19 protein-coding genes are annotated in these 22,619 nt (G+C 69.3%); 7 read left to right on the top strand and 12 right to left on the bottom strand.

All coding sequences use genetic code 11. The features are described 5' to 3' along the window. Positions 1-62 precede the first annotated feature (62 nt). Entirely contained in the window at positions 63-1,562 is a 1,500-nt protein-coding gene (locus tag ACGFNK_RS30995; protein WP_393421160.1) for a cytochrome P450, read from the top strand. A gap of 7 nt (positions 1,563-1,569) precedes the next feature. Here ACGFNK_RS30995 and ACGFNK_RS31000 read toward each other — a convergent pair whose 3' ends face one another. Together ACGFNK_RS31000 and ACGFNK_RS31005 are read right to left on the bottom strand one after the other, a co-directional pair. Next, the gene (locus ACGFNK_RS31000) at positions 1,570-2,514 is read right to left on the bottom strand and encodes an RluA family pseudouridine synthase (RefSeq protein WP_393421162.1); all 945 of its coding nucleotides are present in this window, start codon (positions 2,512-2,514) and stop codon (positions 1,570-1,572) included. Positions 2,515-2,518: 4 nt separating this feature from the next. Next, the gene (locus tag ACGFNK_RS31005) at positions 2,519-4,066 is read right to left on the bottom strand and encodes an amino acid permease (protein ID WP_393421164.1); all 1,548 of its coding nucleotides are present in this window, start codon (positions 4,064-4,066) and stop codon (positions 2,519-2,521) included. 263 nt (positions 4,067-4,329) lie between these two features. Between ACGFNK_RS31005 and ACGFNK_RS31010 the strand changes: the two genes are divergently transcribed. From ACGFNK_RS31010 to ACGFNK_RS31020, 3 genes are all read left to right on the top strand, one after another. Continuing rightward, positions 4,330-5,025, top strand: coding sequence for a PadR family transcriptional regulator (locus tag ACGFNK_RS31010; RefSeq protein WP_393421276.1), 696 nt, complete (start codon positions 4,330-4,332; stop codon positions 5,023-5,025). Between the two features lie 199 nt (positions 5,026-5,224). Continuing rightward, a complete protein-coding gene (locus tag ACGFNK_RS31015; protein WP_393421166.1) occupies positions 5,225-6,244 on the top strand; it encodes an ATP-binding cassette domain-containing protein in 1,020 nt (339 codons plus the stop codon). Further along, positions 6,241-7,020, top strand: coding sequence for an ABC transporter permease (locus tag ACGFNK_RS31020; RefSeq protein WP_393421168.1), 780 nt, complete (start codon positions 6,241-6,243; stop codon positions 7,018-7,020). Before ACGFNK_RS31015 ends, ACGFNK_RS31020 begins: the two co-directional genes overlap by 4 nt. A gap of 52 nt (positions 7,021-7,072) precedes the next feature. On the opposite strand, the gene ACGFNK_RS31025 is transcribed toward ACGFNK_RS31020, so the two are convergent. The 10 genes from ACGFNK_RS31025 to ACGFNK_RS31070 form a co-directional block, all read right to left on the bottom strand. Then, positions 7,073-7,921 (bottom strand): siderophore-interacting protein, encoded by an 849-nt coding sequence (locus ACGFNK_RS31025; protein ID WP_393421170.1) that lies wholly within the window; start codon positions 7,919-7,921, stop codon positions 7,073-7,075. A gap of 161 nt (positions 7,922-8,082) precedes the next feature. Then, positions 8,083-9,012, bottom strand: coding sequence for a 5'-3' exonuclease H3TH domain-containing protein (locus ACGFNK_RS31030; RefSeq protein WP_393421172.1), 930 nt, complete (start codon positions 9,010-9,012; stop codon positions 8,083-8,085). A 129-nt stretch (positions 9,013-9,141) separates the two neighbouring features. Continuing rightward, positions 9,142-10,077: a LysR family transcriptional regulator gene (locus tag ACGFNK_RS31035; protein WP_393421174.1), complete on the bottom strand. Its 936-nt coding sequence runs from the start codon at positions 10,075-10,077 to the stop codon at positions 9,142-9,144. Positions 10,078-10,412: 335 nt separating this feature from the next. Beyond that, the gene (locus ACGFNK_RS31040) at positions 10,413-11,114 is read right to left on the bottom strand and encodes a helical backbone metal receptor (protein WP_393421175.1); all 702 of its coding nucleotides are present in this window, start codon (positions 11,112-11,114) and stop codon (positions 10,413-10,415) included. After that, entirely contained in the window at positions 11,111-11,674 is a 564-nt protein-coding gene (locus ACGFNK_RS31045; RefSeq protein WP_393421177.1) for a helix-turn-helix domain-containing protein, read from the bottom strand. The genes ACGFNK_RS31040 and ACGFNK_RS31045 overlap by 4 nt, the downstream gene beginning before the upstream one ends. A 275-nt stretch (positions 11,675-11,949) precedes the next feature. Beyond that, entirely contained in the window at positions 11,950-14,562 is a 2,613-nt protein-coding gene (locus tag ACGFNK_RS31050; RefSeq protein ID WP_393421179.1) for an ABC transporter permease/substrate binding protein, read from the bottom strand. Further along, positions 14,555-15,643, bottom strand: a complete 1,089-nt coding sequence (locus tag ACGFNK_RS31055; RefSeq protein WP_393421181.1) for a glycine betaine/L-proline ABC transporter ATP-binding protein — start codon at positions 15,641-15,643, stop codon at positions 14,555-14,557. Before ACGFNK_RS31055 ends, ACGFNK_RS31050 begins: the two co-directional genes overlap by 8 nt. Before the next feature lie 241 nt (positions 15,644-15,884). Next, a complete protein-coding gene (locus tag ACGFNK_RS31060) occupies positions 15,885-16,568 on the bottom strand; it encodes a gamma-glutamyl-gamma-aminobutyrate hydrolase family protein (protein ID WP_393421183.1) in 684 nt (227 codons plus the stop codon). Positions 16,569-16,593: 25 nt separating this feature from the next. Further along, positions 16,594-18,039 (bottom strand): ethanolamine permease, encoded by a 1,446-nt coding sequence (gene eat, locus ACGFNK_RS31065; protein ID WP_393421185.1) that lies wholly within the window; start codon positions 18,037-18,039, stop codon positions 16,594-16,596. Positions 18,040-18,224: 185 nt separating this feature from the next. Further along, positions 18,225-18,971 (bottom strand): FadR/GntR family transcriptional regulator, encoded by a 747-nt coding sequence (locus ACGFNK_RS31070; protein ID WP_393421187.1) that lies wholly within the window; start codon positions 18,969-18,971, stop codon positions 18,225-18,227. Positions 18,972-19,048: 77 nt separating this feature from the next. Here ACGFNK_RS31070 and ACGFNK_RS31075 point away from each other — a divergent pair, with 77 nt between their 5' ends. The 3 genes from ACGFNK_RS31075 to ACGFNK_RS31085 are packed head-to-tail and all read left to right on the top strand — an operon-like array spanning position 19,049 to position 22,583. Continuing rightward, positions 19,049-20,413, top strand: coding sequence for a glutamine synthetase family protein (locus ACGFNK_RS31075; protein ID WP_393421189.1), 1,365 nt, complete (start codon positions 19,049-19,051; stop codon positions 20,411-20,413). 11 nt (positions 20,414-20,424) lie between these two features. Beyond that, positions 20,425-21,804, top strand: a complete 1,380-nt coding sequence (locus tag ACGFNK_RS31080; protein WP_393421191.1) for an aldehyde dehydrogenase family protein — start codon at positions 20,425-20,427, stop codon at positions 21,802-21,804. Further along, positions 21,801-22,583 (top strand): 3-oxoacyl-ACP reductase, encoded by a 783-nt coding sequence (locus tag ACGFNK_RS31085; RefSeq protein ID WP_386344527.1) that lies wholly within the window; start codon positions 21,801-21,803, stop codon positions 22,581-22,583. The genes ACGFNK_RS31080 and ACGFNK_RS31085 overlap by 4 nt, the downstream gene beginning before the upstream one ends. The last annotated feature ends 36 nt before the right edge of the window (positions 22,584-22,619 follow it).

Below are 22,619 nucleotides of genomic sequence, written 5' to 3' on the forward strand. Positions count from 1 at the left end.
TGACCCACAGCTTCGAATCGACCCCGGCCTCGAATTCGACCCCAGCTTCGAAAGCGACCACCGTGACGCCTGAATTCCACTCCCGAACCGGTATGGACGACCCCGGTATGCACGACCCCACGCCTGGCCCGCCGCCGGGCTGCCCGGCCCACGGCATGAGCCCCGGCGGACTGCGCCGCCTGTACGGCCCCGAGGCGGAGGACCTGGGAGCCCTGTACGAGAAACTCCGCGCCGAACACGGCAACGTCGCCCCCGCGCTGCTCCACAACGACGTGCCGATCTGGGTGGTGCTCGGCCACACCGAGAACCTGCACATGATCCGCACCCCCTCGCAGTACACCCGCGACACCCGCATCTGGAACCCCCTCCGGGACGGCACAGCAGGCCCGGACCACCCGCTCATGCCCCTCTTCGCCTGGCAGCCCATCTGCGCCATGGCCGAGGGCGACGAACACCTGCGGCTGCGCGGGGCGGTCGTTGGCGCCATGTCGACGATCGACCACCGCGGCATCCGCCGCTACATCAACCGCTCGACGCAGCGTCTGGTCAACCGCTTCTGCGAGGAGGGCAGCGCCGACCTGGTCAGCCAGTTCGCCGAGCACCTCCCGATGGCCGTGCTGTGCGAGATCCTCGGCATGCCCGAGGAGTACAACGACCGCATGGTGCACGCCGCCCGCGACATGATCAGGGGCACTGAGACCGCGATCGCCAGCAACGAGTACGTCATGGGCGCGTTGAACCGGCTCACCATCCGCCGTCGTGCCCAGCCCCAGGACGACTTCACCAGCCACCTCATCAGGCACCCGGCAGGGCTCACCGACGACGAGGTGGCGCAGCACCTGCGCCTCGTACTGATCGCCGCGTACGAGGCGACCACCAACCTCATCGCCAACGTGCTGCGCATGGTGCTCACCGACCCGCGTTTCCGCGCCCAGCTCAACGGCGGCCAGATGACGGTGCCCGAGGCGGTCGAGCAGTCCCTGTGGGACGAGCCGCCGTTCAGCGCCGTCCTGGGCTACTTCGCCAAGCAGGAAACCGAGTTGGGCGGTCAGCGCATCCGCAAGGGCGACGGGCTGCTGCTCGGGATCGCACCGGGCAACGTCGACCCGCGCGTCCGCCCCGACCTCACGGCGAACATGCAGGGCAACCGCTCACACCTCGCCTTCGGCGGCGGCCCGCACGAATGCCCCGGCCAGGACATCGGCCGCGCCATCGCCGACGTCGGCGTCGACGCGCTCCTGATGCGGCTGCCGGACATCCAACTCGCCTGCGAGGAACACGAGTTGCGCTGGACGGCGTCCATCTCCTCCCGGCACCTGGTGGAGCTCCCGGTGACGTTCATGGCGAAGCTGCCGCAGCACGACATGGAACAGCCCGACGCACATTCCGCCGAGCAGCAGCCGAGTGCGGACTGGCAGGTCACCACGCCCGCCCCGACGCCCGAACCCGCCCCGGCAGCGCAGCCCGCGACTCCCCGGCCCGAGTCCGTGACTCCGCCCGCGGAACCCGAGCGCCGCCTCGGCGCCTGGCAGCGCTTCGTCCGTTGGTGGCGCGGCTACTGACGGGGCGTCACTGCGCCGCCCAGTTCTCGTACGCGGACCACGCCCCCAACGTCCGGCCGCTCATGAACGAGTGGCTGTGCCCCGTGACCGGATCGGTGAACTCCAGCACCCGCGCCAGCAGTTGGAGCGGGCGCCGGAAGTCACCGGTCGGCACGGGGCCGGTCACCACCGGGTAGAGCGGGTCGCCGAGGATCGGCACGCCCAGCGCGTTCATATGCACCCGCAGCTGGTGGGTCTGCCCGGTGCGGGGCAGCAGCCGGTAGCGCGCGCGTCCGTCCCGGTGCTCGACCAGCTCGACCCGGGTCTCGGCGTTCGGCTCGCCCGGCACCTCGCGGGCGGCCATCACCCCGCGCTCCTTCTCGATCCGGCTGCGCACGGTCAGGGGCAGCACGAGGGACTCCCGGTACGGCGCCACCGCCTCGTACTCCTTGCGTACGAGGCGGTCGCGGAACAGCGACTGATAGGCGCCGCGTTCACCGGGCCGCACAGTGAACAGCACCAAGCCGGCCGTGAGCCGGTCGAGCCGGTGCGCCGCCGTGAGCGGCGCAATGCCCAACTCCCGCCTCAGCCGCGCGAGAGCCGTTTCGGCGACATGGCTGCCGCGCGGCGTCGTGGCCAGGAAGTGCGGCTTGTCGGCCACGACGATGTGCTCGTCGCGATACACCACATCGAGATCGAACGGCACCGGCACCTCGTCGGGCAGCTCCCGGTGGAACCACACGAACATCCCCGGCACATACGCCGCGTCTGCCGACACCGGCCGCCCGTCCGCCCCGACGATCAGCCCCGCGTCGAGCATCCCGTCGATCACCCCGGCCCCCGCCGCGAGCCGCTCCACCAGATGCTCCCGCACGGTGCGCCACGCCCCCTCGACCGGCAACCGCACCCGCACCGGATCCACCCCCGCACGCTGCGGCAGGGGAGCAGACGGAATCCGTTTCCTACGTCTCACCTGGTCAAGCGTACGCAGCGGCCTCCGCGACCGTCGTACGCGCCCTGTACACGCGATACGCGCCACCGAGGACGAGCGTCACGCCGAGGAACAGCACGGTGAACCACTGGAAGTACCAGTGCCCGCCCGCCGGGTCGTACACCTCCGCGCGGGGCCAGGCGAGGTTGACCGTCATGAACAGGCCGTAGAGCAGGGCGAGTGCGTTGACGGGGACGCCCCAGCGGCCGAGGGAGAAGTACGGGCGGCCCGTCTCGTCGGTGCCTGCGGCTCCTTCGGCGGCGAAGTTGCCACGCAGGCGTTGCCAGAGCAGCGGTCCGGTCACCATCGCGTACGCGAGGTAGAGCATCACGATGCAGGTGGTGCCGATGGCGAGGAACGCCTCCGGCGAGGCGAAGTTGAGGAGAAGGAGGGCCGCGGCGAGGACACCGACGACCAGGGCGGGCGCGCTCGGCATTCCGGTGCGCGGGTTGACCTTCGCGAGCCATCGAGAGAACGGCAGCTGGCCGTCGCGGGCCATCGAGAAGAGCATGCGGCAGGCCGCCGTCTGGATCGCGAGGGTCGCCACCGCGATGGCCACCACCACGTCGGCGAGCAGCAGACGGCCCACCCCGTCGCCCAGGCTGCTGGTCAGGACGTAACTCAGGCCCTCGACGCCGAGCCGGCCGTCGGTCAGGCTGGGCGCGGCCAGCAGACCGCCGAGGATGATCAGGCCGCCGAGCAGGCCTGCCGCACCGAGCGCGGTGAGGATCGTACGGGGTGCGGTACGTCGCGGATGGTGTGTCTCCTCGCTCATCTCGCCCGCGCTGTCGAAGCCGATCATCACGTACGCCGCCGCGAACGAACCCACCAGCAGCGCCCCGAACAGGCCCGACTCGGCGGCCGTTCCGGTGTGGAAGGTGATGCCGGGGGAGCGCTCGGAGTGGGTGAGCAGGAGCACGATGATCAGGACGGCGCCGATGATCTCGGCGGTGACGCCTACGCGGTTGATGAGGGACATCACGCGGATGTCGATGACGTTCACGAAGGTCGTCAGGACCAGCAGGAGCACCCCGAACAGCGCCGCGTTGGCCGCGCCGCTCGCGGAGGTCGGCGCCGGGTCGTCGCCGATCAGCTGGAAGCCGGACCAGATCGCGGGCAGCACCATCTGCAGGGCGAGTGCGGCTGCGGCGACCACCACGATCTGCCCGATCACCATGATCCAGCCGGCGAACCAGCCGAAGGTGAGGTTGGAGAGGCGGGACGACCACTGGTAGATGGCGCCGGAGATCGGATAGCGCGCGGCGAGTTCCGCGAAGCAGGCGGCGACCAGCAACTGGCCGATCAGCACGGCCGGCCAGGCCCAGAAGAACACCGGGCCGCCGAAGGTGTAGCCGAAGGCGAAGAACTGGAAGACGGTCGTCAGCACCGAGATGAAGGAGAACCCGGCGGCGAACGAGGCATAGCGGCCCAGGCTGCGATGCAGTTCCTGGCGGTAGCCGAACTCGGCGAGAGAGCCGTCGTCGGGGGAGTCCGGTGGCTCGGAGTGGACGTCGGACGGGGCGGTTGTCGTCACGGTGGCACCTGCCTTCGGCACAGGGGAGCGGAATGGGGGCGGAAGGGGCGGACGGAACGGGGCTGCGGAATTCCTGTCGAGCGACAGAAATTAGGGAGCGGCTGTTTCGCTCGCATGACGCGGCCATGTCTGCCACGAGCCGAAGTCCTCACGCCCTTGCGGATGGCGGCGAATCGCGATACATCGTGTGTGTTGACGCTCGCCCTGACTCGCGATATGTTCGGTTGCGGATATTCGGTGACGAGGTGGGTTGGGTGAGTCGGGTGGCGACCAAGCGCAGGAAGCTCGGCAATCCGCTGGCGCTCGCCGTGCTGGCGACGCTCTGGCAGAAGCCGATGCATCCGTACGAGATCGCCCAGACCCTGCGCCGCCAGGGCAAGGACACCAGTACGAAGATCAACTACGGCTCGCTCTACACGGTCGTGCAGAACCTGCAGAAGCACGGCTTCGTCGAGGTCACCGATGTGCAGCGGCAGGGCAACCGCCCCGAGCGCACCATCTACGGGCTCACCGAGGCCGGGCGCGAGGAGATGACCGAGTGGATGTCGGACCTGGTGGCGGTCCCGGCGCGCGAGTACCCGATCTTCGAGACCGCGCTCTCACTGATGGGGGTGCTGCACCCCGACGAAGTGACGCGGCTGCTGGAGGAGCGGCTCAAGTCGCTCGAGGTGCAGGCCGCCAGCGGTCGGGGAGCGCTGGAGAAGCTCTACGAGTCCCTGCCGCGGATCTTCCTGGTGGAGACCGAGTACCAACTGCACATGGTCGAGGCGCAGGCCGAGTGGGTCCGTGGCTTCCTCGCGGAGCTGAAGGACGGCTCCCTGCCCGGGGTGAAGGAGTGGCGGACCCTCCACGAGACGGGGGAGATACCGCCGGAATTCCAGGACATTCCGCAGGAATTGGATGACCGCGAGGACCTGGCTGACCGCGACGACTTGGAGGACCGCGACCTCGACAAGTGATCCAGACGTGAAACAGACCCCGGCAGGACTGTTGCAGCAGCCCCGCCAGGGTCTCCAACCCCGAACTGACTCCGCCGTGAGGCACGCCAGGTGATCGAGGTGCGGCACACCCAGGATAGCCCGGCGCTCTTCACGCGGATCAGTCGTCATCCGCTCATGCGGATCCGTCCGCATCCGCTCATTCAGGAGAGCAGTCGTCATGAACACGCATGCGCCCGCAGTGGAGGCGCGCCAACTCATCAAGAACTACCCCGGTGAGGTCACCGCCCTGAGCGGCATGGACATCACCGTCGAGCCGGGCACGGTCTTCGGCCTTCTCGGCCCGAACGGTGCCGGCAAGTCGACCACCGTCAAGATCCTCACCACGCTGGCGCGCCCCGACTCGGGCACCGCCACCGTCGCGGGCCACGACGTGCTTCGCCACCCGGACCGGGTGCGCCGCGCGATCGGTGTGGTCGCGCAGAAGTCCGGCGCCGACCCGGTGGCCACCGGCCGCGAGAACCTCCAACTCCAGGGCAGGCTCTACGGATTGCGGGGCCGTTCGCTGAACAACCGCGTCGACGAACTGCTGGCCCGCTTCCACCTCGCGGGTGCGGCGGGCCGCCGGGTCAAGGGCTACTCCGGAGGTATGCAGCGCCGGCTCGACGTGGCGCTCGGTCTGGTCCACCGGCCCGAGGTGCTGTTCCTCGACGAGCCGACGACCGGCCTCGACCCCGAGGCACGTACGGCGATGTGGGACGAGATCGCCCGCCTCGCCGGTGACGAGGGCCTGACCATCCTGCTCACCACGCACTACCTCGAAGAGGCCGACCGGCTCGCCGAGCGCATCGCCATCGTCGACCGCGGCCGTGTCGTCGTCGAGGGCACCCCGGACGTCCTCAAGGGCGAACTCCGCGGCGATGCCGTCCACTTGGAGGTGCGCGAAGCGGTCGGCGAAGCCGGTCGTACGCTCCTGACGGGCGCCCTGACCGCACTGCCCGGTGTGCACGAGGTGCTGTTCGACGGCCGCCGGATCAGCGTCCGCGCCGCCGATGGGGCGGCCGCCGTACCTGCCCTGCTCGCCACCCTGGAGCGCATCGGAGTCGGCGTCGCCGCCGCCACCGTGGCCCGCCCCTCGCTCGACGACGTCTACCTGCGCTACGCGGGCCGCCGTTACGCGGAGGCCGAAGCCGCCGCGGACACCACCGACCGCCTCGTCCTCACCGGAGGTGCCCGATGAGCACCGAAGCCCTCACTCAGACGTGGTATATGACGCAGCGTCAGCTGATGTCGGTGCTCCGCCAGCCCGCGTACGTCGTCTTCATGCTGATCCAGCCGGCGATCTGGCTGTTCCTGTTCGGAAATCTCTTCAAGAAGGTCGTCGAACTCGGCGGCTTCGGCACGACCACGTATCTCGACTATCTCGTGCCGGGCATCGTCGTGATGAGCGCGCTCAGCTCCAACATGTGGGCGGGCATGGGCACGTTGGAGGAGATCGAGCGCGGCACGCTCAACCGGTTCCTGACCACTCCGGTGAGCCGCGGCGCCCTGATGAACGCCAACGTCGTACAGCAGGGGCTGACCACGGCCGTGCAGTCCGTGCTGATCATCCTCCTCGGGAAGCTCGGCGGCGCAGACTATCCGGGCGGCGCCGCGGGCCTGGTCGTGCTCGTGGTCGCGGCCTCGCTACTGGGCACGGTCTTCGGCGCGCTCTCCAACGCCGTGGGCATGCTGGTGCGCGAGCGGGAGTCGATCATCGGCATCAACACGTTCCTGCTGCTACCGCTGACGTTCCTTTCCTCGGCCTTCATGGCGCCCTCGCAGATGCCCGGCTGGATGCGACGCATCGCAGACTTCAATCCGCTCGACTGGGCGATGGTGGCGGGCCGTTCGGCCATGGCGGAGAACCCGGACTGGGGCGATGTACTCACCCGGGGCGGGGCGCTCCTCGCACTGGCGGTGGCGACGGTGTGGCTGTCGACCCGAACGTTCCGGGCGTATCAGCGCTCGGTCTAGCGGGTCTCGAGTTCAGGAGCCATGCGCTCAGCGGGTCACGTATGCGGGAAACTCAGGAGGCTGCCGACGCGGCAGTCTCCTGCTCCGCCTCCACCCGTGCGTTCCAGTCCCTCTTTGCCGCCTGCCAGCCGTCCTCGTTGTGGCCGAGGCGCCAGTAGCCGGAGATCGACAGGTGCTCGCGCGGGATCTGGTGCTCGACGCGCAGCAGCCGGCGCAGTTCCTTCACGAAGCCGGCCTCGCCGTGCACGAACGCGCACACCCGGCCCTCCGGGAACTCCAGCGCCCGTACGGCTTCGACGAGCGCCTCGCCGATCGGCCGGTCGCCGCGGTGCAGCCAGACGACCTCCACGTCGGAGGCGATCTTCTGCTCCTCCTCTGGGCCCTCGACCTCGACGAAGGCGTACACCTTGGCGCCGTCGGGCATCGCCTCCACGGAGGCGGCGATCGCGGGCAGCGCGCTCTCGTCCCCGGCCAGCAGATGCCAGTCGGCCTCGGCATCGGGCGCGTACGCCCCGCCGGGACCCAGGAACCGTACGATCTCGCCCTGCTGCACCCGCGTGGCCCACGGCCCGGCCAGGCCCTCGTCGCCATGGATGACGAAGTCGAGCGTCAGCTCGCGCAGTTCGGGGTCCCAGGCGCGCACCGTGTACGTACGCGTCACGGGCCACTGCTCGCGCGGGAACTCCTCGCGGATCCGGGCGATGTCGAAGGGCTCCGGATAGGTCACGCCCTCCGCTCCGAACAGCAGCTTGACGTAATGGTCGGTGCTGCTGCCCGCGGAGAATTCGGCGAGGCCCTCACCGCCGAGAACCACGCGCTGCATATGCGGGGTGAGCCGCTCCGTGCGGATCACCCGCGCGGAGTGGGGCTTCGGAGCCCTGCGTGCCGGACGCTCTGCCATGACGGCCTCCCGAAATGTTACTAAGGCTTACCTAAGTTAGCACCTCTCTCTAGTTAACACCTCTTGCTCGATAAGTCGATGACCACGCTTGGGGTGTTGATGACCACATCTTTGAACTGACGAAAGATCCGGCCGGGGTGTGAAGTGCGGGGTGTGACGGATCAGGATCCGAGTGTCACCAACAGCCGCTGCAGTGAGCCGCCCAGACCCCAGCGCGCCGCCAGCTCCTCCAGGGCCGCCGGGTCGCGCGGCGCGCTCGGCAGCGCCGTGTCCACCACCGGCAGCGGCACGTCGTCGGCCACCTTGATGACCTTGGGGGCGACAGCCACGTACGGCCGCGCCTCGTCGAGGCGCCTGCGCTGCGAGGGCGTGAGCTTCGCCTTCGGGTCGTCGACCGCCGCCATGATCCCGGCCAGGTCGCCGAACTCGGCCAGCAACTTGGCGGCCGTCTTCTCGCCGATGCCGGGCACCCCCGGCAGCCCGTCGCTCGGGTCGCCGCGCAGCAGCGCCAGGTCCGCGTACCCCGGACCGTCCACCCCGTACTTCTCGCGCAGCAGTGCCTCGTCCGTGAGCTGCATGCTGCCCACGCCCTTGAGCGGATACAGCACCCGCACCTGCCGCTTGTCGTCGACCAGTTGGAACAGGTCGCGGTCGCCGGTGACGATGTCGACCGGTCCGGTGGCGCGGGCCGTGAACGTGCCGATCACATCGTCCGCCTCGTACTGCTCGACCCCCACGCGCGCGATGCCCAGTGCGTCCAGCACCTCCTCGATGACCGGCACCTGGGGCGAGAGCTTGTCGGGCACCTCCTCCTCGTCCGGGCCGGTCTCGCGCTCCTCCGCGACGCGGTGCGCCTTGTAGGAGGGGATCAGATCGACGCGCCACTGGGGCCGCCAGTCCGCGTCCATGCACGCGACGAGATCGTCCGGGTGGCGGTCCCGCACGAGGCGGTCGATGAATTCGAGCAGGCCCCGCACCGCGTTCACCGGTGTGCCGTCCGGAGCCTTCACGGAATCCGGGACCCCGAAATAGGCGCGGAAGTACAGCGAGGCGGTGTCAAGCAGAAGAAGTTTTCTCGTGCTGATCGGCATGCGGACAGCATGCCACTGAGGGGCCCGACGCCCCAGCTCGACGGTGACCCCGTGGGCACGCCGCTCGAGCGGGGGGGGAGGAGCCCGAGAGTGGGGGAGCGACCAGCTACAACGAACCCGCACACCCCCTCAACGGCCGGAGGCAACCGTCAGCGACAAAAGGTCCCGCGCCGGCCCCGCAGGCCGATGCCCCACCGGCCACACCGCACGAAGCGCCCGGCTGAGGCGCACGTCCGCCACAGGGATCGAGACGAGGCGGTGAGCCGACAACTCCTCGCCGAGAGCCAGCTCGCTCAGAACCGCCGGCCCCGCTCCACTGACCACGGAGGCCTTCACCGCCGTCGTGGACGACAGCTCGATCAACGGCCTGGCCAGCCCGCCGAGGGCCGCGTCCAGGACCTGACGCGTACCGGAACCCTTCTCTCGAAGGATCAGCGGAGTCGCCGCGAGCTCCGTCGCCTCGAGCGGCCGACGCCGTCGCGCCCACGGATGCCCGGGCGCCGTCACCACGATCAGCCGGTCGTGGGCGATGACCGCCGAGTCGAGCCCGGTCGGTACGGACAGCCCCTCCACGAAGCCGAGGTCGGCCTCGTCGGCGAGGAGCCGCTCGGCCACGGCAGCGGAGTTCCCGGCGAGCAGCGACACGGCCGTGTCCGGACGCTGGGCGCGCAGCGCGATCAGCCACCCCGGCAGCAGATACTCGGCGATCGTCATGCTCGCGGCGACCCGCAACCTGGAGTCACGCCGGTCGCGCAAGGCCTGCGCCCCGGCATCGAAGGCTTCCGCCGCTTCCACGATCCGCTGCGCCCAGTCCGTCACCAGCGCACCGGCGTCCGTGAGCCGCGACCCCGTCGGCGAACGGTCCACCAGAGCCACCCCCAACTGCCGCTCCATCGACCGAATCCGGCTGCTGGCCGCCGGCTGCGTGATCCCCAATTCCCGAGCCGCCCGCCCCAGACTCCCCAGCCGCGCCACAGCTAGCAGCAACTCCAACGCTCCAAGCTCGGGCACCCGCCGCCCAAGCCCTCCGGAGAACCCGGGAAACTCTTGTTCAGCCACGCTCATAAGCCCACTCTATGTGGGAGCGCCAAGCCCCTGGGGCTCGCACCTGGCCTCCGGCGGTTGGGCGGGGCTCGTGGGGGTTTCGGGTTCGCTGCCGGGTGCGGGTTCGTTGTGGCTGGTCGCGCAGTTCCCCGCGCCCCTGGGGTCCGTGGGTGGGTCGGGGCCGTGGGCCGGTGCGTCAGCCCGTCGCAGGGTGGGCATACGGCCCTGGCCTTACACAGGGTGCGGGTGACCTGAGACAGAACCTACGCGACGGGCATACGACGCACCGGCCCACGTCCCCTCCCGCCGGTGGGAGGCTGCGGGTGCGTGGGGGTGCGGGCTCCTCGGGAACCTGCTCAACCGACGGAGTCGCCAAGCACACCCGGCGCCTCCACCAACGAAGGCCCGTACCAAGTGAGATGCCGCCCGCTGACCAATGCGCAGGGCCGGCCCTCGAACGCCTCAGGGCCGTCCTCGGCCGTGAACCGGTATGGCTCGTCCGGCAGTACGACGTACTCCGCGGACCTCAACTCCTCGATGGGCACACGCGGATAGCGTTCCGTATGCGTCGCGTACACGTTGTCCACGCCCAGCCGCGCCAGTACGTCACCCGCGAAGGTGTCCCGCCCGAGCACCATCCACGGCCGCCGCCAGATCGGCACGACGGCACGGCGGCGACGCGACGGCACCGGCAGGTCCGCCCACACCGCCTCCGCCTCGTCCAGCCACCGTGGCCGGCCCCGGACCCCACAGGCCCCAAGGACCCGCTCCAGCTCCCGAAACGCCTGCGGCACGGTCCGCACCTCGGTCACCAGCACCTCGAGCCCCGCTTCCCGCAGGGCGGTCAGATCCGGCTCCCGGTTCTCCTCCTCGTTGGCGATCACCAGGTCGGGCGCGAGCCGCACGATCCGCTCGACGTCCGGGTTCTTCGTGCCACCGATCCGTACGACATCGAGACCGGCGGGATGGCTGCACCAGTCCGTCGCTCCGGCCAGCGCGCCCGGCGCCGAGGCGGCCACCGCCTCCGTGAGGGACGGCACCAGGGACACCACCCTCATCGCGGTGCGTCCTCCGCCGCCTCGATGTGGTCCGCGACCGCCACGACCAGTACGCGGGTGTCCGGCACGGTCGCCCGCCAGCGGTGCCGTACGCCACCAGTCATGTACAGCGTGTCGCCGCGCCCCAGCCGGTACGCGCGGCCTTCCGCCTCGACCTCGACGGCGCCGTCCGCGACGTACATCAACTCGTCGTTGCGGTGCTGGAATTCGCGGCCCGCGTCGTGGTCCCCGCTGAACTCCATGGCGTGCAGCTGGTGGTGACCGCGCACCAGGGGGCGCACGAGGGGCTCGTGGGTGAACTCGGAGTCGTGGGAGCGCACGACGTCGACGCTGCGCGCCGGGTCGGCGGCGGCGAAGAGTTCGACGCAGGTCGTCCCCAGGGCGTCGGCGACGCGCTGGAGGGAGCGCATGCTCGGCCGGGCGCGTTCGTTCTCGACCTGGCTCAGGAAGGGCACCGACAGTCCGCTGCGCTCGGCGACGACGGCGAGGGTGAGCTCCAGTGCCCGGCGCCGCCGCCGGACGGCCGCGCCCACCCGAAGGGCATCTTTGTTGTCGTCCATCGCTTCGGCTCCCTCCTGTGCGTCGTCGGTGCGGGGTCGGTGCGGGGTCGGTGCGGGCGGCTCGGTGACGGCCCGGTCTTCGTACGTATGGGGTACTACATACGAAGGACGTACGAGCCAATGTCTCCCGATGTTTTGTTTGCACCCTACGCACGTTCGGCAAACCGTTTCATGCGCCCGTCACAACGCCGTAAACACGAGGGGCAGGCTCCGCCCCACCGGAACCGCACGGTCCCGCGGGCGAAGCCCACCCCTCAGCGGACTGCTCGAGCCCGCTAGGGAGTCATCCGGCTCACCATGTCCGGGTGCTCCTCGAGCCACGCTTCGACGGCTTCCTCCTCGTTGCCCTGGCCGCGGTCCTTGATCTCTGCCTCCAGGGTGCCGAGTTCCTCCTCACTCATCCTGAAGTTCTTGATCCACTTCGTGAGCTGCGGGTACTGGCCCGGGAACGCCTTGTTGGTGATCGTGCGGATCGTGTTCCCCTCGCCGAACAGCTTCTTCTCGTCCGACAGCTTGGTGAGCTCGTACTCGCTGTAGGCCCAGTGCGGGGACCACAGGACGGCGATGATCGGCTCCTTCTTGGCGTACGCGCGCTTCAGCTCGGCCAGCATGGCGGGCGTGGAGCCGTCGACGACCTCGTACTCCTTGTCCAGGCCATAGCCCGGCAGGACGTCCTTCTTGAGCAGGTTCATCTCGCCGGTGCCCGGCTCAATGCCGATGATCTTGCCGCCGAAGGTGTCCGCCTTGCCCTTGAGGTCCGCGAGGGACTTGACGTCCTTCACGTACGAAGGCACGGCGAGTTCCAGCGAGGTCGGCTGGTACCAGGTGCCCAGGTCTCTCAGGTTGGCCTTGTTCTTCTCCCAGTAGTTGGACTGGGCGTACGGCAGCCACGCGTCGAAGTTGACGTCGATGTCGCCGGTGGCCAGGCCCGTGTAGACGGGGCCGACGTCCATCTGCTTGAGGTTCAGCGTGTAGCCGCGGCGGGCCAGGACGTTCTTCCACAGGTAGGTGACGGCTACGTTCTCGTCCCAGGGGAAGAAGGCGACGTCCACCGGACGCTTGGCCTCCGCCAGGTCTCCGCCCGTGGACTTCTCGACCGGGGCCAGCTTGTCGACGACGCCGGGGTTCGACTTGAGCCAGGCCTTCACGGCCTGCGGCTGCTTGCCGTCGCCCGCCTTGTTGATCTCGGCCTCGAGGCTGGTGAGCTGCTTCTCGGTCATCTTGAAGTTCTTGAGCCACTGGCCGACGGCCGGGTTGTCCTCGGCGAAGCCCTTGCGCGAGACGGTGTGGACGTCGTCGCCCTTGCCCCAGGCGCCCTTCGGGTCCTTGAGCTTGGTGAGCTTGTAGTCGTTGTACGCCCAGTGCGGCGACCACAGCGTGACGACGATGGGCTCCTGCTTGGCGTACGCGCGCTTCAGCTCGGCCAGCATGGCGGGCGTGGAGCTGTCGACGACCTTGTACTCCTTGTCGAGGCCGTACTCCGCCAGGACCTTGTCCTTGAGCAGGCTCATCATGCCGGCGCTCGACTCGATACCGGTGACCTTGCCGCCGAACTCGGAGGCCTTGCCCTTGAGGTCCTCCAGGGAGTCGATGCCCTTCATGTAGGAGGGCACGCTCAGCTCCAGGGACGTCGGTCCGTACCAGGAACCCAGGTCCTCGATCTGCTTGCCGTACTTCTTCCAGTACTGCTCGTGGGTGGTCGGCAGCCAGGCGTCCGTCTGGAAGTCGATGTCGCCGGCGGCGAGAGAGGTGTACATCGGGCCGGCCTCGAGCTGCTTCGTCTCGACCTCGTAGCCGCGCTCCTGAAGGATCTCCTTCCACAGGAAGGTGGAGGCGACGCCCTCGTCCCACGGGATGTAGCCGATGGTGATCTTCTTGCCCTGGCCGACGTTCGAGGAGTCGGCGGCGGTGGTCTCGGAGTTCGTACCGCCGAAGACGCCCATGCCACCTGCGACCAGCGCGAGCACGACCACACCGATCATGGCCACGGCGGGCCGGGGGCGGTAGGACCAGATATTCAGGCCCTGCGCGGCGCGCAGCCGGGCGAGGGCGCGGCGGCCGAGCGGCGAGACCTGGGTGCCGAGCGAGCTGGTCATACGGTCCAGGTAGATCGCCAGGATGACGATGGCGACGCCGGCCTCGGAGCCCAGGCCCACGTTCAGCTGGCCGAGGGCCTCGTTCACGTCGCCGCCGAGTCCGCCGGCGCCGACCATGCCCGCGATGGCGGCCATGGACAGGCCCAGCATGATGACCTGGTTGACGCCGGCCATGACCGTGGGCAGCGCCAGCGGCAGCTGGATGCGCAGCAGGGTGTTCCCGGGGGTGGTGCCGAACGCGTCGGCGGCCTCGACGAGTTCCTTGTCGACCTGGCGGATGCCCAGTTCCGTCATGCGGACACCGGGTGCCAGCGCGAAGATCATGGTGGCCACGATGCCGGCGGGGGCGCCGGTGCCGAAGAACAGGATCGCCGGGATGAGGTAGATCATCGCGGGCAGCGTCTGCATGAAGTCGAGCACCGGCCGGACCGTGTTGCTCACCCGGTCGGAGCGCGCCGCCCAGATGCCCACGGGTACCGCGACGGCGAGCGCGATGATCGTCGCCACGAGGACGAGCGACAGGGTCACCATCGCGTCTTCCCACAGTTCGACGGAGTCGATGAAGGCGAACCCGAGGAAGGTGAGGACGCCGGCGGACGTGCCGCGCAGCCAGAACGCGATCACGGCGAAGATGCCCGCGAGGAGCAGCGGCTCCGGAGCCTGGAGGACGGCGTTGATTCCGTCGTACGTGCCCTCGAAGATCGCCTTGAAGAAGTCGAAGAGCCACGCCATGTGTTCGAGCAGCCAGTCGACCGTGTCGTTGACCCAGTCGCCGAACGGGATCCTAGGCATCGGCCTTCACCGCCTTGACAACCTTGTCACGCGGCGCGTCGCAGGGCCTGGGCTCGCCCTCTTCGTCCCCGAGGAAGCCGATCAGGCGCTGGCGCGGTACGACTCCGACGAGTTTCTGCGCCTTGTCGAGCACCGCGACCGAGTGCGGCACGCGGGCGCTGATCGCGCAGAGGTCCACGAAGGAGCTGTCGGGCCGCGCGGTCTCGCAGCCGCAGTCCGCCTCGTCGCCCCGTACGTCCGTGTCCATGACAGCGTCGGCCGTAAGCACCCGGGAGCGGTCGACGTCCTTGGTGAAGGAGGCGACGTAATCGTTTGCGGGGCGGATCAGGATGTCCTCGGCGGTGCCGATCTGGACGATGCGGCCGTCGCGCATCACGGCGATACGGTCGCCCAGGCGCATGGCCTCGTTGAGGTCGTGCGTGATGAAGACGATGGTCTTCTGGAGCTTCTTCTGGAGCTCGATCAGCTGGTCCTGCATATCACGGCGGATCAGCGGGTCGAGTGCGCTGAAGGACTCGTCCATCAGGAGCAGATCGGCGTCGGTGGCCAGAGCACGGGCCAGGCCCACGCGCTGCTGCATACCGCCGGACAGCTCGTCGGGCCAGGACTTCTCCCAGCCGGCCAGGCCGCACATCGCGAGGGCGTCGGTGGCGCGCGTCTCGCGCTCGGCGCGCGGCACGCCCTGCACCTCCAGGCCGTACGCGGCGTTCTCGAGGACGCTGCGGTGCGGAAAGAGCGCGAAGTGCTGGAAGACCATGCTGATCTTCTTCGAGCGGACCTGGCGCAGTTCGTGGTCGCTCAGGGCGGTCAGGTCCTGGCCGTCGAAGAGCACTTGTCCCGCGGTGGGCTCCAGCAGTCCGTTGAGCATGCGCAGCAGGGTGGACTTGCCGGATCCGGACAGGCCCATGACCACGAAGGTCTGGCCGGGTTCGACCGTGAAGGACGCGTCGATCACCGCGGCGGTGGAGCCGTCGGCGCGCAGTGCCTCACGGTCACGTCCTTCGCGTAGTTGCTCCACCGCTTTCTCGGGTCGTCTGCCGAACATCTTGTAAAGGTGTTCGGCTTGCAGCCTGGATGACACTTGCACCTCTCAGGTCGAACGAAGACGGCCCGCCTCCCCGCCGACGGGCCGTGGAGCGACGCGGGGTCCGCCCGCACGTCCGGTCTCCCCTACTCCCCATTTGTCAGGTGTAGTTGAAAACGGGACCGGCTTCACTCCGGATCGGCGCCTGCCCTCACTTGTCTGGACCAAACGCAGGAGTGCCCCAGTTCACAGGCTGTTTACGTTTAGCGAGTAGCGCCGTTCCATTTCGCCGACAGTGTCAGGCGCTGGCGTGGACAAGTCCGCGCATCACCCGCACGTCGTCCCCCATCTCCGGATGCCACTGAACGCCCAGCACCCACCCCGGACCCGAGAGTTCCAGCGCCTCCACCGTCCCGTCCGCCGCGTGGGCCGAAGCCGTGAGGCCGGAGCCGAGGTGGTCCACGGACTGGTGGTGGTAGGTGGGGACGGAGGTCTCCTCGGGTACCAGGCCGGCGTAGAGAGAGCCGGGTACCGGCTTCACGGTGTGGTGGCCGAAGACGCCCACCACCTCGGCATGCCCCTCGATGTGCTGCACGAGCGTCCCCCCGAGGGCGACGTTCAGGAGCTGCATCCCCCGGCAGATCCCGAGCAGGGGAGTGCCGGAGGCCAACGCGGCGTCGATCAGGGCGAGTTCCCAACTGTCCCGCTCACGGGCCTCGGGCCCCGTACGGGGCTCGCGCACGGCGCCGTACCGTGCCGGATCCACATCCGGGCCGCCCGCGATCACGAGCCCGTCGAGCCGGGCCACGGCCGCGGCGGCGTGCGCGGGATCGTCAGGGGGCAGCATCGCGGCGAGCCCGCCCGCGTTCCGCACAAGCCGCGGATACCCGAAGGGCAGCAGCGCCGCCTCCAGCTCCCACACACCCCAGCGCGCGGACTCCAGATACGTACTGACTCCGATCAGCGGCCTGCCGCCCACCATGAACCCCTTTTCGTGGTCTCCTGGATCAGTTCCGCTCCAACTCTGCCTCGGCGGCCGCCAGCGCCGCGAATTCCTCCTCCGGTGCCTTCGCCACCAGGTGCTTGCGGCTGTAGAGGCCGAAGTAGGCCACCGCCACCACGTAGACCGCGAGCGCGATGACCGCCGCCGTCACGTCCACCAGGAACGTCGCCACCAGCGCGGAGCACGCCAGCACCAGTGCCACCGAGGACGTCAGCACACCGCCCGGCGTACGGTACGGCCGCTCAAGGCCCGGCTCGCGGCGGCGCAGCACGATGTGCGAGAGCGACATCAACGCGTACGAGATGGTGGCGCCGAAGACCGCCACGTTGAGCATGCGCGCGCCATTGCCCGTGGCCGCGGCCAGTGCGAAGCCGATCGCGCCCGGCACCAGCAGGCCCAGGTAGGGGGCCTTGCGGCTGCTCGTCAGGGACAGGAAGCGGGGCAGGTAGCCGGCCCGCGAGAGCGCGAAGAGCTGACGCGAGCCGGCGTAGATCAGGGAGAAGAATGACGCGACCAGGCCCGCGAGACCCGCGTAGTTGACGATCCGGCTCAGCGTCGTCGCCTCACCGTCGGGCTGGAGCGCCTCGACGAGGGGGTTGCCCGCTTCCTGGATGGCATCCGAGCCTCGCGCCCCTGCGGAGGCGAAGAAGGTGAGCAGCGCCAGGACCACCAGGATGCCCATCGACCAGCGGATCGCCTTCGGCAGCGTACGTGCCGGGTCCTTGGTCTCCTCGGCCGCGAGCGGCACGCCCTCGACCCCGAGGAAGAACCACATGCCGAACGGGAAGGCGGCCCAGATGCCCAGCAGCCCCATGGGCAGCCAGGAGCTGGACCCGAAGGCACTCTCGTCCACCGCGATGTCGTCGAGGTTCGAGGCGTCGAAGTCCGGGAACGCGCCGACCGCGAACACCAGCAGTGCCACCACCGCGATCCCCGTGACGACGAAGCTGAAGCGCAGCGCCTCACCGACACCCCACAGGTGGATGCCGATGAAGATCACGAAGCAGGCCAGGTACACCGGCCAGCCGGAGGTGAGCCCGAACAGGCCCAGCGACTCGACGTAGTCGCCGATGAAGATGGAGATGGCGGCGGGCGCGAGGACGTACTCGATGAGGATCGCCGTGCCGGTCAGGAAGCCGCCCCAGGGCCCGAGCGCCCGGCGCGCGAAGCCGTAGCCGCCGCCCGCCGTCGGCAGGATGGAGGACAGCTCGGCGAGTGCGAAGACCATGCATATGTACATCAGGCCCATGAGGACCATGGCGATCGCGAGGCCGCCGAAGCCGCCCTCGGCGAGTCCGAAGTTCCAGCCGGAGTAGTCGCCGGAGACGACGTACGCGACACCGAGTCCGGTGAGCAGCAGCCAGCCGGCGCTGCCCCGGCGCAGGCTCCTGCGCTCCAGATAGTCGTCCGCCTCCGGGGCGGCGGGTGGCTTGGTGGAATCGATGGACATGGGCGGGCTCCCCAAAGGGCGGTGGACGCTCGGGTGAAAGGGGCCCCGAGGCACATGAGGGGACCCCCGCGGCGCAGCGAAGCGCAATGGAACGGATCCATACCTTTGCGGGCCACGCGGCCAGAAAGCAAGAGGCGTGCGTTACGTGCCCGTTAATCGGGTCTCGTGTGGGAAGCCGCGGCACGTCATGTGAGGAAGCCGCGCAGCAGGGCGGCGGTTCCCGCGCAGTGCTCGCGCATCATCTCCCGCGCCCCGTCGGCGTCCCCGTCGAGCACGGCCTCCACCAGGGCGGTGTGCTGCTGCTGTGAGTGCTCCAGGTTCCGGACCAGCAGGGGAATGCAGTCCAGCAGGTCGTTCACGGTTGCTCGTACGGCCGCGTACTGGGCGGTGAGGGTCGGCGAACCGCACAGTTCGGCAAGCGTGAGGTGCAGCAGCGTATCCAGGCGGCGGTATTCGGTGAGCGGCGCGTCGTGGGTGCGTGCGAGGGCGTCCCGCAGTCGTGCCGCCTGCTTCTCGTCCAGCCCGTGCTGGGCGCACAGGCCGGCCGCGCCCACCTCCAGGACTTCTCGGAAACGCAGGACGTCCTCGATGTCGGTCCCCTCGATCCGGCGGCGCAGCTCGTCCTGGCCGGGCGCTTCGGTTCTGGGCCGGACGAACGTGCCTCCGTACCGCCCACGCCGCGACTCGACCAGACCCTGGTCCTGGAGCACCTTCAGCACCTCGCGCAGCGTCACCCGGCTGATCCCGAGCCGGTCCGCCAACTCCCGTTCGGCGGGCAGCCGTTCACCACCGGGCACCAGACCGAGGCGTACCACCTGGAGGATCTGCTCCAGTGCCTCCTCGAAGCCGTTGCCCGCGCGGACCGGGCGCAGGACGGGTGCCAGCTGATCGCCCGGCCGCTCGTTCACGCCGTGCGAATCCTGTTGCGTCATATGGCCGTGCCCCCTTCCCAAGCAATGGTTCTCGGCAATACCTTATGGCTCTCGGCTGACCGAAGGAGGCCTTTCCCGTGGCCCACCGCACACCACCGCTCAGCGTGGAGGAGCTGCACGCTCTCGTCGCGAGCGGCGAGATCGACACCGTCGTCCTGGCCTTCCCCGACATGCAGGGGCGGCTTCAGGGCAAGCGGTTCGCCGCGCGCTTCTTCCTGGATGAGGTCCTCCACCACGGTACGGAGGGCTGCAACTACCTCCTCGCGGTCGACACCGACATGAACACGGTCGACGGCTACGAGATGTCCTCCTGGGACCGCGGCTACGGCGACTTCGCCATGCGCCCGGACCTCAGCACCCTCCGCAAGGTCCCCTGGAACGCCGGGACGGCCATGCTCATCGCCGACCTGGCCTGGAACAACGACGCGCCCGTCGTCGCCGCGCCCCGCCAGATACTCCGCCGCCAACTGGAGCGCCTCGCCGAGCACGGCTACACCGCGCAGGTCGGCACCGAGCTGGAGTTCATCGTCTTCAAGGACACGTACGAGCAGGCCTGGGACGCCAACTACCGAGGGCTGACCCCGGCGAACCAGTACAACATCGACTACTCCGTACTGGGCACGGGCCGTATCGAGCCCCTGCTGCGGCGCATCCGGAACGAGATGCAGGCCGCCGGGCTGACCGTCGAGTCCGCCAAGGGCGAGTGCAATCCCGGGCAGCACGAGATCGCGTTCAAGTACGACGAGGCCCTGGTCACCTGTGATCAGCACGCCATCTACAAGACCGGCGCCAAGGAGATCGCCTCCCAGGAGGGCGTCTCGCTCACCTTCATGGCGAAGTACAACGAGCGCGAGGGCAACTCCTGTCACATCCACCTCTCGCTCGCCGACAAGGACGGCCGGAACGCCATGGCCGGGGACGGGCCCGGCGGCATGTCCGACGTCATGCGGCACTTCCTCGCCGGACAGCTGGCCGCACTCAGGGACTTCTCCCTGCTGTACGCGCCCAACATCAACTCGTACAAGAGATTCCAGCCCGGCTCCTTCGCGCCGACCGCCGTCGCCTGGGGCTACGACAACCGCACCTGCTCTCTGCGCGTGGTCGGCCACGGCCGCTCGATGCGCTTCGAGAACCGGCTCCCCGGCGGCGACGTCAATCCGTACCTGGCCGTCGCGGGACTCGTCGCGGCCGGTCTGTACGGCATCGAGCAGAAACTGGAGCTGCCGGAGGCGTGCGCGGGCAACGCGTACACCGCCGAGTACGAGCACGTCCCCACCACCCTGCGCGAGGCCGCCGAACTCTGGGAGAACAGCCCAATCGCCAAAGCCGCCTTCGGGGACGAGGTCGTCGCCCACTACCGCAACATGGCGCGCGTCGAGCTCGACGCCTTCGACGCCGCGGTGACCGACTGGGAGCTGCGCCGCTCCTTCGAACGCATGTGAAAGGTCCGTCCGTGTCGTACGAGCATCAGCTCCAAGTCCTCAATCCGGCGACGGAGGAGGTCATCGCCACCGTCCCGGCCGCCGGCGCCGAGGACGTCGACTCCGCCGTCGTACGGGCGGCGAAGGCGCAGTCCCGGTGGGCTGCTCTGACGCCCGGCGAGCGGGCCCGGCTGCTGCGCCGCTTCGCCGTCATCGTCGACGAACACGTCGAGGAACTGGCCCAGTTGGAGGTGCGGGAGGCCGGGCACACCATCGGCAACGCCCGCTGGGAAGCGGGCAACGTACGCGATCTGCTCGACTACGCGGCCGGGGGAGTGGAGCGGCTGACCGGGCGGCAGATCCCGGTGCCGGGCGGTCTCGACGTGACGATCCTCGAACCGCTCGGCGTCGTGGGCGTGATCGCGCCCTGGAACTTCCCGATGCCCATCGCCGCCTGGGGCACCGCTCCTGCACTCGCGGCAGGCAACGCCGTCATCCTCAAGCCCGCCGAGACGACACCCCTGACGGCGCTGCGGCTGGCCGAACTCGCCCTGGAGGCCGGGCTGCCGGAAGGGCTCTTCCAGGTGCTGCCGGGCGAAGGGCCCGTCGCGGGCAACGCACTCGTCGAGCACCCCGGCGTCGCGAAGATCGTGTTCACCGGGTCCACGCCCGTGGGCAAACAGGTGCTGGCGAAAGGCTCGTCGCTCCTCAAGCCCGTCACCCTCGAACTCGGCGGCAAGAGCCCGAACATCGTCTTCGCCGACGCCGACATCGAAGCCGCCGCCGCGGCCACCCCCATGTCCTTCCTCGACAACTCCGGCCAGGACTGCTGCGCCCGCACCCGCATCCTCGTCCAGCGCACGGCGTACGACCGCTTCCTCGAAGTCCTCGCCCCCGCCGTCGAGTCCGTCCTCGTCGGCGACCCGGCCGACGAGAAGACCGCGATGGGCCCGCTGATCTCCAAGGTCCAGCTGGAGCGCGTACGTTCGTACGTCACCGACGATCTGCAAGGCATCCGCGGCACCGCCCCCGAAGGCCCCGGCTTCTGGTTCCCGCCCACCGTCCTGACCGGAATCGAGCCCCACGCGCGCGTGGCCGTCGAGGAGATCTTCGGCCCGGTCGCCGTCGTGCTGCCCTTCGAGGACGAGGCGGACGCGATCCGGCTCGCCAACGACACCGAGTACGGACTGTCCGGATCCATCTGGACCCGCGACGTCGGCCGGGCGCTGCGCGTGTCCCAGGCCGTGCGTGCCGGGAACCTGTCCGTCAACTCCCATGCCAGCGTCCGCTATTGGACCCCGTTCGGCGGTTACAAGCAGTCCGGGCTCGGCCGTGAACTCGGCCCGGACGCGCTCACCGCTTTCACCGAGACCAAGAACGTCTTCATCAGCACGGAGGGTCCCGCACAGTGACCGAAGAGAGCATCTGCCGCCGCCTCGTCGGCCGCACCGCCGTCATCACCGGTGCCGGCAGCGGCATCGGCCTCGCCGCCGCGCGCCGCCTCGCCTCCGAGGGCGCCCATGTCGTCTGCGGCGACGTGGACGAACAGCGCGGCAAGGGAGCCGCCGAGGAGCTGGGCGGCATCTTCGTGAAGGTCGACGTCACCGACGCCGAACAGGTCGAGGCGCTGTTCCAGACGGCGTACGACACCTATGGCTCGGTCGACATCGCCTTCAACAACGCGGGCATCTCGCCGCCCGACGACGACTCCATCCTGGAGACGGGCCTCGAGGCCTGGAAGCGGGTCCAGGAGGTCAACCTCACCTCCGTCTACCTGTGTTGCAAGGCCGCGATCCCCTACATGCGGCGCCAGGGCAAGGGGTCCATCATCAACACCGCGTCGTTCGTGGCCCGGATGGGCGCGGCGACCTCCCAGATCTCGTACACCGCCTCCAAGGGCGGCGTCCTCGCCATGTCCCGCGAACTGGGCGTGCAGTTCGCCCGCGAGGGCATCCGCGTCAACGCCCTGTGCCCCGGCCCCGTCAACACCCCGCTCCTCCAGGAGCTGTTCGCCAAGGACCCGGAGCGGGCCGCGCGCCGTCTCGTGCACATCCCGCTCGGGCGGTTCGCGGAGGCCGAGGAGATCGCCGCGGCGGTCGCCTTCCTCGCCAGCGACGACTCCTCGTTCGTGAACGCGACCGACTTCCTTGTGGACGGCGGGATTTCGGGCGCATATGTCACTCCTCTGTAGACCGCCGTGTACTGACGGTTCAGGGGCGCTTACAGT

Source organism: Streptomyces sp. NPDC048825 (assembly GCF_043198355.1).
GTDB classification, from domain to species: Bacteria; Actinomycetota; Actinomycetes; order Streptomycetales; family Streptomycetaceae; genus Streptomyces; species Streptomyces xiangluensis.